The sequence below is a fragment of the Lysinibacillus sp. NPDC097195 genome, from assembly GCF_044762075.1.
Classification (GTDB): domain Bacteria; phylum Bacillota; class Bacilli; order Bacillales_A; family Planococcaceae; genus Lysinibacillus.
The window spans coordinates 16,923-32,606 of record NZ_JBIWDP010000001.1; the positions used below are offsets into that span (position 1 = coordinate 16,923).

At 38.7% G+C, this 15,684-nt stretch carries 14 protein-coding genes and 1 riboswitch; of the genes, 8 read left to right on the forward strand and 6 right to left on the reverse strand.

The window, feature by feature from the left end:
- The first annotated feature begins 25 nt into the window (after positions 1–25).
- On the forward strand, positions 26–493 hold the full coding sequence (locus tag ACIQXI_RS00125; protein ID WP_402920080.1) for an NUDIX domain-containing protein: 468 nt from the start codon (positions 26–28) through the stop codon (positions 491–493).
- Positions 477–1,253, forward strand: a complete 777-nt coding sequence (locus tag ACIQXI_RS00130) for an alpha/beta hydrolase family protein (protein WP_402920083.1) — start codon at positions 477–479, stop codon at positions 1,251–1,253. Before ACIQXI_RS00125 ends, ACIQXI_RS00130 begins: the two co-directional genes overlap by 17 nt.
- Before the next feature lie 211 nt (positions 1,254–1,464).
- Here the strand turns inward: ACIQXI_RS00130 and ACIQXI_RS00135 are convergent, their stop codons facing one another.
- Together ACIQXI_RS00135 and pckA are read right to left on the reverse strand one after the other, a co-directional pair.
- Positions 1,465–2,421: an alpha/beta hydrolase gene (locus ACIQXI_RS00135; RefSeq protein ID WP_402920086.1), complete on the reverse strand. Its 957-nt coding sequence runs from the start codon at positions 2,419–2,421 to the stop codon at positions 1,465–1,467.
- A gap of 93 nt (positions 2,422–2,514) precedes the next feature.
- Positions 2,515–4,101: a phosphoenolpyruvate carboxykinase (ATP) gene (pckA, locus tag ACIQXI_RS00140; protein ID WP_402920089.1), complete on the reverse strand. Its 1,587-nt coding sequence runs from the start codon at positions 4,099–4,101 to the stop codon at positions 2,515–2,517.
- Positions 4,102–4,302: 201 nt separating this feature from the next.
- Positions 4,303–4,420, forward strand: a riboswitch (SAM riboswitch).
- Between the two features lie 255 nt (positions 4,421–4,675).
- On the opposite strand from pckA, the gene metK reads away from it, so the two are divergent.
- On the forward strand, positions 4,676–5,872 hold the full coding sequence (metK, locus tag ACIQXI_RS00145; RefSeq protein WP_402920092.1) for a methionine adenosyltransferase: 1,197 nt from the start codon (positions 4,676–4,678) through the stop codon (positions 5,870–5,872).
- Positions 5,873–6,195: 323 nt separating this feature from the next.
- On the opposite strand, the gene ACIQXI_RS00150 is transcribed toward metK, so the two are convergent.
- Complete coding sequence (locus ACIQXI_RS00150) at positions 6,196–6,708, reverse strand: gamma carbonic anhydrase (RefSeq protein ID WP_402920095.1); 513 nt, start codon at positions 6,706–6,708, stop codon at positions 6,196–6,198.
- A gap of 135 nt (positions 6,709–6,843) precedes the next feature.
- On the opposite strand from ACIQXI_RS00150, the gene ACIQXI_RS00155 reads away from it, so the two are divergent.
- The gene (locus ACIQXI_RS00155) at positions 6,844–7,650 is read left to right on the forward strand and encodes an alpha/beta hydrolase (protein ID WP_402920098.1); all 807 of its coding nucleotides are present in this window, start codon (positions 6,844–6,846) and stop codon (positions 7,648–7,650) included.
- Between the two features lie 129 nt (positions 7,651–7,779).
- Positions 7,780–9,288 carry an alanine/glycine:cation symporter family protein gene (locus ACIQXI_RS00160; RefSeq protein WP_402920101.1) on the forward strand — a complete coding sequence of 503 codons (1,509 nt, stop codon included), beginning with the start codon at positions 7,780–7,782 and terminating at the stop codon, positions 9,286–9,288.
- A gap of 399 nt (positions 9,289–9,687) precedes the next feature.
- Here the strand turns inward: ACIQXI_RS00160 and mnmM are convergent, their stop codons facing one another.
- Both mnmM and mnmL read right to left on the reverse strand, forming a co-directional pair.
- Positions 9,688–10,266: a tRNA 5-(aminomethyl)-2-thiouridylate-methyltransferase MnmM gene (mnmM, locus tag ACIQXI_RS00165; RefSeq protein ID WP_402920104.1), complete on the reverse strand. Its 579-nt coding sequence runs from the start codon at positions 10,264–10,266 to the stop codon at positions 9,688–9,690.
- Entirely contained in the window at positions 10,263–11,219 is a 957-nt protein-coding gene (gene mnmL, locus ACIQXI_RS00170; protein ID WP_402920107.1) for a tRNA modification radical SAM protein MnmL/YtqA, read from the reverse strand. The genes mnmM and mnmL overlap by 4 nt, the downstream gene beginning before the upstream one ends.
- Positions 11,220–11,503: 284 nt before the next feature.
- On the opposite strand from mnmL, the gene ACIQXI_RS00175 reads away from it, so the two are divergent.
- From ACIQXI_RS00175 to ACIQXI_RS00185, 3 genes are all read left to right on the forward strand, one after another.
- The gene (locus ACIQXI_RS00175; protein WP_402920110.1) at positions 11,504–12,694 is read left to right on the forward strand and encodes an MDR family MFS transporter; all 1,191 of its coding nucleotides are present in this window, start codon (positions 11,504–11,506) and stop codon (positions 12,692–12,694) included.
- Positions 12,695–12,828: 134 nt separating this feature from the next.
- On the forward strand, positions 12,829–13,176 hold the full coding sequence (locus ACIQXI_RS00180) for an ArsR/SmtB family transcription factor (protein WP_402920113.1): 348 nt from the start codon (positions 12,829–12,831) through the stop codon (positions 13,174–13,176).
- 78 nt (positions 13,177–13,254) lie between these two features.
- Entirely contained in the window at positions 13,255–15,024 is a 1,770-nt protein-coding gene (locus tag ACIQXI_RS00185) for a SulP family inorganic anion transporter (protein WP_402920116.1), read from the forward strand.
- A 33-nt stretch (positions 15,025–15,057) separates the two neighbouring features.
- Here the strand turns inward: ACIQXI_RS00185 and ACIQXI_RS00190 are convergent, their stop codons facing one another.
- Complete coding sequence (locus ACIQXI_RS00190; RefSeq protein ID WP_402920119.1) at positions 15,058–15,618, reverse strand: transposase; 561 nt, start codon at positions 15,616–15,618, stop codon at positions 15,058–15,060.
- Positions 15,619–15,684: the final 66 nt, after the last annotated feature.

Consider the following 15,684-nt stretch of genomic DNA (forward strand, 5'->3'; position numbering starts at 1 on the left):
AATATAATACGAGGAGTGGATTAGAATGTTTTCATTTACAGATTTAAATGGTTACCAAGTGGATTTAAGCTTTACAAAAGGTGAGTTTCAAGTTGATCCGAAACACGTCCTTGTCTTTTTAAAGCATGAGCATAAATGGTTATGTACAATTCATAAGCGTCGTGGAGTGGAAGTACCAGGTGGGAAGGTAGAACCTGGTGAAACATTAGAACAAGCCGCTGTGCGAGAAGTATATGAAGAGACTGGCGTGCATGTGAAAAATCTTCGTTGGTTTGCAGAATACGCTGTTCACGGAGAAGTACTGTTTTGTAAAACAGTGTTCACTGCGCAATTTGTTAGTCAGGACAAGGTAGCGTTTGATTTAGAGACAGCGGGTATGGTCTGGCTCACTGATGAAGAATTTGCCAACCATCCAAATTTAAGCTTTCATATGAAGGATGAAGGCATGCTAAAAATGCTAGAGGAGCTGAAGCACGTTGACAATCAATGGTGAAATTGTTGAAAAACGTCCATACCCTTCACCAAATCCAGCTATTCGCTTAACGGAAATAACTTATGTATCACTTGGATTACGGGTCAAAGGCTTATTAGCGGAGCCTAAAGCAGAAGGTACATATGATGGTATTTTATATTTACGTGGTGGGATGCAAAGCATCGGTATGGTGAGGCCAGCGCGGATTGCACAGTTTGCCGCTCAAGGCTTTATCGTTTTTGCCCCTTACTATCGAGGGAATCGCGGTGGGGAAGGACGAGATGAATTTGCAGGACAGGATCGATATGATGCAGTACATGGAGTTGATGTATTAAAGCAGTTTTGCAATGATCATATTCATGTGTTTGGCTTTTCTCGCGGCGGTATTATGGCACTGTGGACAGCCATTTTGCGTAAGGATATCACATCGGTTGTTTCTTGGGCTGGTGTCTCTGATGCAACAGCTACCTATTGGGAACGTGCCGATATGCGTCGCATGATGAAACGTGTCATTGGGGGAACGCCTAATCGTGTACCGGAAGCTTATGATGCACGCACACCTTTATTTGAAATTGACCAGATTACAGCACCGGTACTTATTATTCACGGCTATCGGGATGAAAATGTTGATATTGAGCATGCAAGACAATTAGCATTTTACTTAGAGGATGCCAACAAAAAATATGAAACTTGGTATGATTACCGATTTGCACACCAGTACCCACCTGCGCAAAATCGTGAAACGGTGCGAGCATTGTGCGAATGGATGAAAAAACAGTAACCCGCTGAATTGTATGAGTGCCTGGCACTTTATGAGGCTCTAAATAATAAAAATCCAGGGTTCGTTCTGTGGCTGCAAGATAAGATGAAACCTTGTTATACTTGGTTTATTGCATCTGGTATCTTGGACATTGCCACAGAAATTACAGTGGATTTTTACTAATTTAGTATTGGGAATTGTGTGAGTGCCAGGCACCTTTTATTGGCACTTTTTATTTTACGTAGTTGCTTAAGAAAGATTGAATTGTTTCCCAGTAGGTTGTGCCTGCAACACTTTCAGCGCGCCCGTGTCCAGCACCTTCAACAAGAAGTTTTTCTTTTGGCACATTGGCCGCTTCAAATACTTCATCAAGCATAGAAGAAGGGACAAATGTGTCGTCACTGCCGTGTATAAATAGCATTGGTGTTTGTGATTTAGCCACCTGTTTAACTGTATCAGCTTCGCCAAGTGTATAGTCAGCTTTCATTTTTGTTACAGCTGATGCAAAATACATAATTGGAAAGGCTGGTAAATGGAAGATGGCTTTTAGTTGATATGAAAATTCTCCCCAAACAGAAGCATAACCACAATCTTCAATAATTGCTTTGACATTGGAAGGGAGTTTTTCGCCTGATGCCATCATGACAGTAGCACCTCCCATTGAAACCCCATAAAGAACAATTTCTGCATCATTTTGTGATTGAACAGTGTTGTCTATCCATGACACGACATCGAGTCGATCATGCCAGCCCATTCCAATATAGTCTCCCTCACTTTTTCCATGACCTCTTGCATCGGGAATGAGTACATTATAGCCCATATCATAAAAGTGTTTTGCATACTTAGTCATTTGTAAACCATCACTGGAATAACCATGGAAAATAAGGGCCCATTTATTTGTTTTATTTTCATTTAGAAGGGAATAGGCATGTAGCTTAAGTTGATCGACTGATTGTATAGTTGTTTCTTCATAATGACTGTTAAACCATTTTTCACGTGCCTCATTCTCTTTCACTTCTTTCGGGTTTGTAGCAATTAAATTATGTGGTGCATCGAGAACAGCTGATTTATCAGATTTTGGATTTAACGCTAGGTTATAAAAATAATTGCCAGCAATAAAACCAGCCCCAATAAACAAGATGATTAATGACATGACGACACCTATTAATATTTTGTATTTTTTGTTCATATGTATCCTCCTAAACCATCTATAATAGTGTTATTTTTATAGAAGAGGGGTAAAGAAAAAGGGAACGAATAAATCGTTCCCTTCGGCACAACATTATTTTAATGGACCACCAAGTTTAGTGATTGCTTCAGAAACATTTGAGAATTTCTTGAAGTTGTCATTGAATAAAGCAGCAAGTTCAGCAGCTTTCACATCGTAAGCGGCTTTGTCTGCCCATGCATCGCGCGGGTTTAGCACTTCTGATGGTACACCTTCAACTGCTGTCGGAATGTGTAAGCCGAATACAGCATCTTGAGTCGTTTCCACATTATTTAGTTTGCCATCGATTGCAGCACGTACCATTGTACGAGTGTATGAAAGTTTCATACGGCTACCTGTACCGTATTCGCCACCAGTCCAACCAGTGTTTACTAAGAATACTTGTGCGCCGTGCTCGTCGATTTTTTGCCCTAACATTTCAGCATAAACCGTTGCTGGAAGTGGAAGGAATGGAGAACCGAAGCATGTAGAGAATACTGGTTCTGGCTCTGTTACACCACGTTCAGTACCTGCAAGTTTCGAAGTGAAACCACTTAGGAAGTGATACATTGCTTGTTCTTTTGTTAATTTACTGATTGGAGGTAAAACGCCAAATGCATCCGCTGTTAAGAAGATGATTGTTTTTGGATGACCTGCAACAGATGGATCAACGATATTTTCAATAAATTGAATTGGGTAAGCAACACGTGTGTTTTCTGTTAATGAACCATCATCGTAGTCACAAACTCGTGTTTCAGGATCTACAGCTACGTTTTCTAGAACAGAACCGAAGCGGATTGCGTTGTAGATTTCTGGTTCTTTTTCAGCAGAAAGGTTGATTGTTTTTGCATAGCAACCGCCTTCAATGTTGAATACGCCATTGTCTGACCAGCCGTGCTCATCATCACCGATTAATTTACGGTCAGGATCAGCTGATAATGTTGTTTTACCAGTACCTGATAAACCGAAGAATAATGCCACATCGCCAGCTTCACCTACGTTTGCTGAACAGTGCATAGATAGGATGCCTTGTTGAGGTAATAGGTAGTTCATAATACCGAAAATAGATTTTTTCATTTCACCAGCGTATTCAGTGCCACCGATTAAGATAATTTTCTTTTCAAGTGATACAATGATGAATGTTTCAGAAGCTGTACCATCAACAGCTGGATCAGCTTTAAAGTTAGGAGCTGAGATAACTGTGAAGTCAGCCACATGAGAAGCTAATTCTTCTTTAGTTGGACGGATAAATAATTGATGGGCGAAAAGATTGTGCCATGCATATTCATTGATTACTTGGATGCTTAATTGTGAATCTTTGTCAGCACCTGCAAAGCCTTTGAATACGAATAATTCGTCACGTTCTTTTAAGTATTTAACTACTTTTACATATAAGTTATCAAACACTTCGGAAGAAATTGGTTGGTTTACTTTTCCCCAGTCAATTTGATCTTTTGTGCTTTCTTCTTCTACCGTATATTTATCTTTAGGTGAACGACCAGTGTATTTGCCAGTTTCTGCACGAACTGCGCCATCTACTGTTAACATAGCCTCACCACGAGATGTAGCTTTTTCCGCTAATTGTGGTACTGAAAGTTGAACGTTAATGTTCCCGCCGTTTAATAATTCCTTCAGTTCGTTTGCAATTTCTACTGAATTCATCGATTAAATACCATCCTTTTTTATAATATTCCCTCGTTATGAAGGAGTTTTTCTTAATTTCAAAAATAGTATAACACAATTGCCTTAATAATCTATACTAATTCAAAAATTATTTTCGAGTTTTGAATACTTTTCTGCAAAATGTCATAAAATAATTGACAACGTTCGACCTTTTACGTAAGATGGGAAATTGAACGGATACTCTTATCCCGAGCTGGTGGAGGGTCAGGCCCTGTGAAACCCGGCAACCTGCATGAACTATTCACGACATGCGCTGGTGCCAACCTGATGCAAGGGGATAACCCTTGAACGATAAGAGTGAAAGGTTATGAAGTCATTATTCCTTTCCTCATGTACAGTACGTGAGAAAAGGATTTTTTTTATTTTCATAATGAATGTAAAGGTAAGTATATACAATTCTTTCCTTATTATAATGACGGATCTTTCGAAATCCTCATGTTAAAAGCAACAACGGCTTGGAAGTTCAATCCTTTAGGAGCGAACTTGACATGGGTAATGAGTACCGTATTCATTTCGCAAATGTTATTTGTAAGAGTAATAGGAGGAAAACTAAATGACAAACCGTCGATTGTTTACATCAGAAAGCGTAACAGAAGGACATCCAGACAAAATTTGTGACCAAATTTCGGATGCAATTTTAGATGCTATTTTAAAGGAAGATCCAAATGCACGTGTAGCGTGTGAAACAACTGTCACAACTGGATTAGTATTAGTAGCAGGGGAAATTACTACTTCTACTTATGTAGATATTAAAGGTATTGTGCGTGATACTGTAGCAGAAATCGGCTATACACGCGGCAAATACGGCTTTGATGCTGAAAACTTAGCAGTACTAGTAGCAATTGGTGAACAATCACCGGATATTGCTCAAGGTGTGGACCAAGCTTTAGAAGCACGTGAAGGCTCAATGACAGATGCAGATATCGAAGCAATTGGCGCAGGTGACCAAGGGTTAATGTTTGGTTACGCATGTAATGAAACACCTGAATTAATGCCTTTACCAATTAGTTTAGCGCATAAATTAGCACGTCGTTTAACAGAAGTACGTAAATCAGGTGAATTAGCATATTTACGTCCAGATGGTAAAACACAAGTGACAATCGAGTATGATGAAAATAACATTCCAGTTCGTGTGGATACAATTGTTATTTCGACGCAACATGATGAAGAAGCAACTCTAGAGCAAATTCAAGCAGATTTAAAAGCATTCGTCATTGCACCAGTAGTACCTAATGAATTATTAGATGCTGAAACGAAATATTTCATTAACCCAACTGGCCGTTTTGTTATTGGTGGTCCAAAAGGGGATGCTGGACTAACTGGTCGTAAAATCATCGTGGATACATACGGTGGTTATGCGCGCCATGGTGGTGGTGCCTTCTCAGGTAAGGACGCTACAAAAGTAGACCGTTCAGCTGCTTATGCAGCACGTTATGTGGCGAAAAATATCGTTGCTGCTGGTTTAGCAGAACGTGCTGAAGTACAGCTTGCTTATGCAATTGGTGTAGCACAACCAGTATCCATTGCTGTTGATACATTTGGTACTGGTAAAGTAAGTGAAAGCGACATCGTAAAATGGGTGCGCGAACTATTTGATCTACGTCCAGCAGGCATTATTAAAATGCTTGATTTACGTCGCCCAATTTACAAACAAACGGCGGCTTATGGTCACTTTGGTCGTACTGACTTAAATGTACCTTGGGAAAATACGGACAAGGCTGATGCATTAAGAGCAAAAGCTAGTCTATAAGCTGTTTTGTAAAGAGCATTTTGTGAAAAGCGTGCGCAAATGTTTTATTGAAAGGGGCTGTTATAGTGCCCCTTTTTTATTTGCTTTTAGCAGAGCGGTTATCACAGATTTTAAAAGGCACTTTTATGAATGAGCTTGGAATATCAAGACGCAGTGTTAAGGCAATGAATAGCAAAAAAAATTCGCGTCTATCCTTTTACGCTAAGCATGCTAGCGCTTTATCTTGGAAGGGATTCGCGAATTTATTTTATCTCCAATATAACAGTGTTTGTTATGCAAGCAACTTACACCGAAATCGGCAGTTCTCACTACTTTAGTATCCATTATTTTTGAAGAGATTTGTAATATTGTCCTTTTTCTACGTATTCTCGGACGATACGTTCCATATCTGCTTTATCTTCAGCATTTAATTCTCGTACAACTTTAGCTGGACGTCCTAATGCTAAGCAATTAGGGGGAATAATTTTACCTGGAGGTACAAGACTACCCGCACCAATAAATGCACCTTCTCCTATCTCTGCCCCATCTAACACGATTGATCCCATACCGATTAACGCATTTTTTCGAATTGTACAGCTATGTAATGTCACTTGATGCCCAACGGTTACTTCATCTTCGATTATTAATGGAAATTTTGGACTTTGATGTAGGCAACAAAGGTCTTGGATACTTACGCGTTTACCGATTATTGTTGGAGACACATCGCCTCGAATCACGGTGTTAAACCAAATTGTTGTCTCGGCTCCAATTGTTACGTCACCAGTAATGGTTGCAAAGTCAGCAATAAAAACAGATGGATCGATAGAAGGTGTTTTGTCTTTATACGGATAAATCATGCTAATCGCCTCTTTTCTTACTTTGATGTAGTATTATCGTATCAAATACGCAATTTTATGCAAATATAATTTTATAATAACGAGCATATTTCGTTATAATTATTGTGTAACTATTTATTTAGGAGGACTATGTGAATGTGGAAATGGGAAGCTGATGGACAAGCGAAAGCTGTGATTGCTATTGTTCACGGTGCATATGAAAATCACCGTTGGTACGCATGGCTTATTGAAAAACTCAGAATGGAAGGCTTCCACGTAGTCATGGGGGATTTACCGAATCATGGGGCAAATGCAAAACTATCTCGTGTCCATGATGAGGACTTTAAGGAATACAACAAATATACAAGGCATTTAATTGAAAATGCTTTTTCATATGATTTGCCAGTGTTTTTAATAGGACATGGACTAGGAGCAACGTTAATACTTCATACGATGCATAAGAGAAAATACGAGTGTGCAGGAATTGTTTTAACATCGCCGTGGCTACATTTGAATTTACAACCAGGTAAACTATCAAATGCATTAACGAGCTTAAGTGCTTTGACAGCAAGCGTTAAAATGACACACGATATTACGTTTGAGAAATTAACACGTAGTATTGAGGGACGAGAGGAAATGCAGGATGAGTTTCCTTTTATGTCGGTAATTTCAGTTAAGTGGTATCGTGAACTGCAACAAATGATGCGTAATTTGGCCATCATGCCGAAAGCTGAGTTTCCGAATACGCCGATGCTAATTATGACTGGTGAAAGGGATAGCATTACTGAAACGAGACAAACACGTAATTGGCTTCATCAGCAAGAATTTGCTGAATTTCAGTTTAAAGAATGGGCGAAGTGCTACCATAATCTTTTCCATGAAGTAGAGCGAGAAGAGATTTTTCTCTATATTAGAGATTTTGTTAATAATGCGATGCGTAGAATTGGATATATAATTCGATAGAATGTTTCCCTCCCGAAAAATATTGTTGAATAAGATGTATAGTAACTTAAAAATAATGTTGTAATTTTCAGAAAAATGTAATACTATAATGTCTTAAAGTAACAATATTCATATTTTGGGAGGGGTAAAATGGAAAGTATTGTAAGTTTTCTGAACAGTATTTTATGGGGACCGTGGTTTATTTATGGTATTTTATTAATTGGTTTGTTCTTTTCGATTATTACACGTTTCCTGCAAGTAAGACTTATCAAGGATATGTTCGTCTTAATGTTTAAAGGGGAAAAATCAGAAAAAGGAATTTCTTCTTTCCAGGCAATGTCGATTGCATTATCAGGTCGTGTTGGTACAGGTAATATTGCTGGTACGGCAACTGCAATCGCTATGGGGGGGCCTGGAGCAATCTTCTGGATGTGGGCCATTGCCTTCATCGGTGCGGCGACGGCATATGTTGAGTCGACATTAGCGCAAATTTATAAAGAAGAGAAAGATACCGAATATCGTGGGGGTCCTGCCTTTTACATTGAAAAAGGAATGGGCCAAAAATGGTTTGCTGTAATTTTTGCGGTGGCAGCGCTAATCGCTATGTTAATATTAATGCCTGGCGTTCAATCGAATGCAATTTCGGTTGCTGTTGAAAACGCTTTCGGAATGGAATCTTGGATTACAGGAATCATTATTATTGTTTTATTAGCAGCTATTATTTTCGGTGGTGTTAAATCGATTGCAAATGTTGCACAAGTAGTTGTACCGTTCATGGCTTTAGCTTATATTTTGATGGCAATCGTTATTATTTTCATGAACATTTCACAAGTACCTGCTGTATTTTCATTAATTTTTTCTAGTGCTTTTGGTGCGCAAGAAATGTTTGGAGGTATTATTGGTTCGGCGATCGCTTGGGGAGTTAAGCGTGGTATTTATTCAAATGAAGCTGGTCAAGGAACTGGAGCGCATCCAGCAGCAGCAGCTGAAGTTTCACACCCTGCTAAACAAGGTATTGTGCAAGCAGCATCTGTCTACATTGATACATTATTAGTTTGTTCAGCTACTGCATTTATGATTTTATTTACAGGTATGTATAATGTGCAGAATGAAAAGGCTGCTGAAGGTACAGATCCGTTTATTTACACTGGAGAATTTAATCAAAACGGGCTGACAGGTGATGAACAAATTACGTTTGCTAAAAGTATTAAAGAAGGTGCTGCGTATACACAATATGCGGTGGAATCTTCATTACCTGGCATTGGTTCAGGCTTCGTAGCAATCGCTTTATTCTTCTTTGCATTTACAACAATTATGGCGTATTACTATATAGCAGAGACCAATGTGGCCTATTTATTCTCGGGCCAAACCGAAAAGATTTTTATTTGGATAGCGAAGTTTGCCTTTTTAATCGCAACATTCTTTGGGACGATTCGTACATCGGATCTTGCATGGGCAATGGGGGACGTTGGTTTAGGCTTAATGGTATGGATTAATGTCATTGCCATCTTAATTATTATGAAACCTGCAATCGTCGCATTAAGAGATTACGAGAAACAGAAAAAAGAAGGCAAAGACCCTGTTTTTGATCCTCGTAAACTAGGAATAAAAGGTGCAGATTTCTGGATTGATTACAATGATAAGCGCAATAAATCATAAGGCAAAACAAAAGTCCTCTCATTGAGAGGACTTTTGTTTTTTAGTAAAGACATCAGTGATTTGCCCTTATTTCCTAGGTAGGGAAAGAGGGCGGGCGAACTCTGCAGGACCGTTCACAAAGTAAGCCACAAATCACGCGTTATCAAGGTTTGCTGCTTACTTTGTGCCTGCGAAAAGCGTCCACTCGTAGCGGAAATCAATGTTTCGGGAGTGCTCTTATAGAAAGCACTTTTTATTACGCTGTTTAACTAGAGTGCTATCACGCTAGCTTGAAATTATAGAGGAACAATATTTTCGATGTTGAACGGTATTGCATCATAATGCTTGCTGTTTCGCTATATTCAGGGGAAAAGAAAAAGCCCGAAATTTTATGTTGCTTATTTCGGGCTTTTACATATGTTAGTTGGTAGGCAAGTCTTTCATCTTTTCTAAGGCAATAACAAATGGTGGATCGTTTTGTTGATTTAAAAATTCGTATTTTAATACATGTACATATTTTTGTGGTAACTGACTTACATACTCGATAACAGCGTCACGTTCTGCCTTACCACCTGGATGACCATGGTAAATGACTAGCACAATTAAACCTCCAATTTGGAGGAGTTGTAGTAAATCTTGAATAGCTAGAATCGTTGTATTCGGTTTTGTAACAATATCATGGTCACTACCTGGTAAATAGCCAAGATTAAAAATAGCAGCGGCAACTGGCTTTTGGACATGTTTGGCTACATTTTCGTGCCCAGTATGTAACACAAGGGCGCGATGTTCTAACGCGTTATCAAGTAAACGATGCAATGTTGCGTCGACGGCATTTTTTTGCACATCAAACGCATAAACTTGTCCATGATCCCCAACGAGCTGGGCTAAAAATAATGTGTCATGCCCATTTCCTGCGGTAGCATCTACAACTGTATCGCCTTCTTTAATTGTCTCCACTAATAACTGTTGGGCGTATTGCAAGACGCGTTGAAGCTTCATTTTGGTACCTCGGCATGATAAAACTTACCTTGCCAGCTACCACGTCGTTCTAGCTCCGCATCAATACCGTTTAATACTTCCCATTTATTGACACTCCACATTGGGCCAATCATTAAATCTATTGGTCCGTCACCTGTGATACGATGAATGACCATTTGTGGTGGCAAAATTTCTAACTGATCAGCTACTAGTTTTGTATACACATCCTGATCTAAAAATTCAAGCATACCTTTTTCATATTGTTTGACCATTGGCGTCCCTTTTAGCAGGTGAAGTAAATGAATTTTAATGCCTTGGACATCGAGTTTTGCAACTGCTCGAGCAGTTTCCATCATCATATCGTAATCTTCTAATGGCAGACCATTAATGATATGGGAGCACACACGAATTCCATGTTTACGTAATTTTTCAACACCTTCTACGTATGTTGCATAGTCATGTGCACGATTAATAAGATTTGCTGTTTTTTCATGTACGGTTTGTAGTCCAAGTTCAATCCATAAATAAGTGCGTTCGTTTAATTCAGCTAAATATTCAACAACATCATCTGGAAGGCAATCAGGACGTGTTGCAATAGAAAGTCCTACTACGCCTTCTTGCGCTAATGCTGCCTCAAATTTTTCCTTTAAGACAGGAAGTGGAGCATGGGTATTTGTATATGCTTGGAAGTAAGCCATATACTTGCCATCCTTCCATTTTTCATGCATTTTATCGCGAATTTCAGCAAACTGCACCTCGATAGGGTCTACTTTATTACCAGCAAAATCTCCTGAGCCTGCAGCACTACAAAATGTACAACCGCCAAATGCGACAGTGCCATCACGGTTTGGGCAATCAAAGCCTGCATCCAACGCTACTTTAAATACTTTATGACCGAATTGATCACGTAAATAGCGATTCCATGTATAATATCTTTTCCCCTCTGAGGGAAAAGGAAAGTTTGTTTCTGTCATGTATTTCACTCCTCTAACGTTATATTTTATCATGTGCTTATGGTTCCGTCATGGATAAGAATTTTAATATGTAGCATTGGTTGTTATTTTAATGGATTTATATAAATGTACGATGAGATTTTATAGGATTGTGGAAGGGCAGTTGATGGCTATTGAAACGAGTGCAATGCGGTTAAAAATAAGGATTTTTTTATGAAGAAAGGGTAAATTTATTTTCCTTGTACTTTTTTACTTTTCAGCATAAACTAGCTATTTAGAGAAACGAAATAATGGAGGTCAAGGATATGCCAAAAAGTGTTTGGTTTTTAATTATCGGTATGCTTGTGAACACGACGGGCAACTCTTTTTTATGGCCTTTAAATGCCATTTATATGCATGATTATTTAGGAAAGTCGCTTGCCATGGCAGGCTTTGTCTTAATGCTTAATTCAGCTGCAGGTGTTTTAGGTAATCTATTAGGTGGTTATTTATTTGATAGAATTGGCGGCTATAAATCGATAATGATTGGTATTCTGTTGACCGTTGCTTCGTTAGTCGGTTTAACGATTTGGCATGGTTGGCCGCATTATGTGTGGTTTTTAACTGTCCTTGGTTTTAGCGGAGGCATTGTTTTCCCAGGAATGTTTGCGTTAGCAGGAGCAGCTTGGCCTGAGGGCGGGCGTAAGGCATTTAATGCTATTTATTTAGCACAAAACTTAGGTGTTGCCGTTGGCCCGGCATTAGCGGGAATTGTTGCGGATTATCGTTTTGATTATGTTTTTATTGTTAATTTAGCGATGTATATTCTATTTTTCTTTATTGCTTTGATTACCTTTAGAAGAATCGATTCACAAGATGTTGCTCTGAAAAATGTAGTTAGTGAGAGTAAACGTATTACAAATAAAGCACCATTTTATGCACTGTTAATTTTAAGTTCATCTTCTGTGTTATGTTGGCTAGCTTACTCACAATGGAGTGCGACCATCTCTTCCTATACGCAGGATTTAGGTTTAGGATTAAAACAATATAGTTTACTTTGGACGATTAATGGACTACTTATTGTGGCTGGGCAGCCGCTAATTGCACCGCTTGTGCGCCGTTGGGAAAATCAATTAAAGCGACAATTAGTATTTGGTATAACGCTTATTGCAGCGTCTTTTGGTATCGTCGCTTTTGCAGGAGATTTTAAAATGTTCGCAGCTGCAATGGTCGTTTTAACATTTGGTGAAATGTTTTATACACCAGCGTTACCGACAATCGCCAATCAGCTCGCACCTAAAGGGCGCGAAGGGTTTTACCAAGGCATTATTAATAGTGCGGCAACGGCAGGTCGGATGATTGGACCATTGTTCGGCGGTATTATGGTAGATCAGTTCGGAATGATTGCACTTGTTTCTATATTAGTGGTCATTGTATTAATAGGCATTTTCCCATGCCTTATCTATGACCGACCATTGCTGTTGAGTGACAGGCACGCAAACAATTCTGAAAATTAAAGACAATTTACAGCAAAGCGGATGAGATAATCATTCGCTTTTTTATTTTGCAGATTGAAATTGCTTTGCTAAAGGGATACAATCATACATATTCAAATATTTGAATATGTATAGATGAAATTGGGGGGATGAAGGTGGAGGAAGGCTTACAACAGTTTAAAGCCGATTTTTTTAAAGCATTAGCACACCCGTTACGAATTAGAATTCTTGAATTGTTAGTAGATGGTAAGAAAAGTGTGAATGAGATTCAAAGTTGTTTAGAAAAAGAGGGCTCGGCTGTGTCACAGCAACTTAGTGTATTACGGGCGAAAAACATTGTTTACGGCTTGAAGGAAGGGAAAAAGGTTTACTATTCTTTGAGTGACCCAATGATTGTAGAGTTGTTGAGTATTGCTAAAGACATTTTTAACAATCATCTAATTCAAACTATTTCAAGATTAGAAGAAATGACTGTTAGCGAAAATGATGAAGAGATTATGTGAGATTTTATGTTCATTTTCCCATATTAAAAAAACGAACTGGATTCGAAGAACTTATTATTTCGAAGGGAAGATTACTGTATGACATCACTGTTTACAGGTCGGTTTGAAGGGTATTCAGTTGATCATTTTAAAAAGGATTTATTGTCTGGAATTATCGTTGGTATAGTAGCGATTCCGCTGGCAATGTCTTTTGCTATTGCTTCAGGAGTAAAACCAGAATACGGCATTTATACAGCGTGTATTGCAGGGATATTGATTTCACTATTTGGAGGTTCAAAGTATCAAATTGGTGGACCTACTGGTGCATTCGTGCCAATTTTATTAAGTATCGTGTTAGCGTATGGCTATGAAAATTTATTGATTGCGGGTTTAATGGCAGGTGTCTTGTTATGCTTAATGGGCATTTTTAGACTAGGCTCGCTCATAAAATTTATTCCCCGCCCTGTTACGATAGGTTTTACTGCGGGAATTGCAGTTATTATTTTTACTGGCCAAATTGCCAATTTTTTAGGTCTGACGAATATTACGCGCCATGAATACTTTATCGCTAATATGAAAGAGCTCTTTGTACATATTAGTGCAACTAATTTTTACAGTGTTTTTATCGCTATCATTTGTTTTACTATGATAGTAGTAACCCCTAAAATTTTTCCGAAAGTGCCTGGCGCATTAGTCGGTATTGTTGTATCAACGCTTGTTGCTACTTTCTTCTTTTCAGGGCAAGTGGCAACAATTGCTTCAGCATACGGTCAAATTCCAAATACACTACCAGAATTTAAGATACCTGAATTGACGTTAGAACGATTGCAATTGTTAATAGGGCCTGCATTTGTCATTGCGATGTTAGGTGGCATTGAGTCACTTTTATCAGCGGTCGTTGCTGACGGAATGACAAATAGTAAGCATAATAGCAATCGTGAACTTGTAGGACAAGGGATAGCGAATATCGTTACACCGTTGTTTGGAGGAATTCCGGCTACAGGGGCAATTGCGCGTACTGCCACAAACATTAAAACGGGGGCAGCGTCCCCAATGTCTGGAATTATTCATGGTGTTTTTGTGTTAGTAACATTATTGTTATTAGCGCCTTTTGCTTCACATATTCCATTAGCTAGTATGGCACCAATGTTAATGGTTGTTGCTTGGAATATGAGTGAGCGCAAGCATTTTGCTCATATTATGAAAGTGAAATCAGGCGATTCACTTGTTTTAATCATTACATTTTTGCTAACGATTTTTGCCAGTCTAACAATTGCAGTAGAAGTAGGGCTCGGTTTAGCCATTGTTTTGTTTGTTAAACGAATGAGTGAGAAACTAGTTGTTCATAAAGTGTTACCAGATCATACAAAGATGAGTGGTAAGGTACAGCGACAAGTTGTTAATCCACAGCATGACTGTCCACAAATTAGTATGTATACAATTGAAGGTCCACTATTTTTTGGCGCGGCTCAAACTTTTGAACAAACATTACTACCTGCAATGCATGACCATCCAAAGATCTTAATTTTACGTATGGGGAAAGTGCCTTTTGTGGATGCTACTGGTGCAGCTTATTTTAGTCAAATCGTGGAAAACTTCACGCTACGTGGTGGCGTAGTTTTAGTAACGGGTGTGCAAGCAGATTTAAAAGCAGCACTCATGCGGAATGGTATTTACGATCAAATAGGAGATAATAATTTTTATGAACATACGGGAGAAGCGATTAACAGGGCACTAACAGAGTTAGATTTGAATAAATGCATCGGTTGCCAACACTTTGCCTTCCGTGAATGCGTAAATTTAACGAGTGACAGGCACGCAAACAATTCTGAAAATTTAGGTCAATTTAGTGAAAGCTCCACACGATAAAGTGTGGAGCTTTTTTGTTTGGTGCTAGGCACATTATTCATTTTGTTGTACTTCGCAATAACCGCAATAAGAAAGTGAAGATTGCGATGTTTGAGATATGTAACTATTGAGAATACTGGTATCAAGGAAGGGGAAGATGGATGGTGTATTATGCTTATAGTGACGATAGGAGCTATATGGGTAATCCTCCATGTTGTCAACGATAGGTGGTGCAGTTGAAATAGGATTGCGGTGGATATAGCGACTTACACTTAGCATATCTAGTTGTGAGGGAACAAGGTCCGCAAAATAGCGGCTCTCGTACAAATGCCCGCAATATTCATATTTCTTTTTAAAGTAATTACTATAGCGCCAATTAATGACCGCCATCAATTTTCCGAGTGGTACTTCAGCTGAACGCACTAGCAGATGATAGTGGTTAGACATAATGCAATAGGCAACGATGTTAAATGTGTATTTTTGATAGGCATATTGCAGAACACGAAAAAAAGCATCGTAATCAGCAACATTCAAAAAAATAATTTGACGATTATTGCCGCGCATGACTACATGATGATAATGATCTGGAGACCAAAGTCGTTTTTTTCTTGGCACGAAAATAGTTCCTCCTTTTGACGTTTTCTTAAGCATAAAAATGATTGGAAATGACGTCAAATAGAT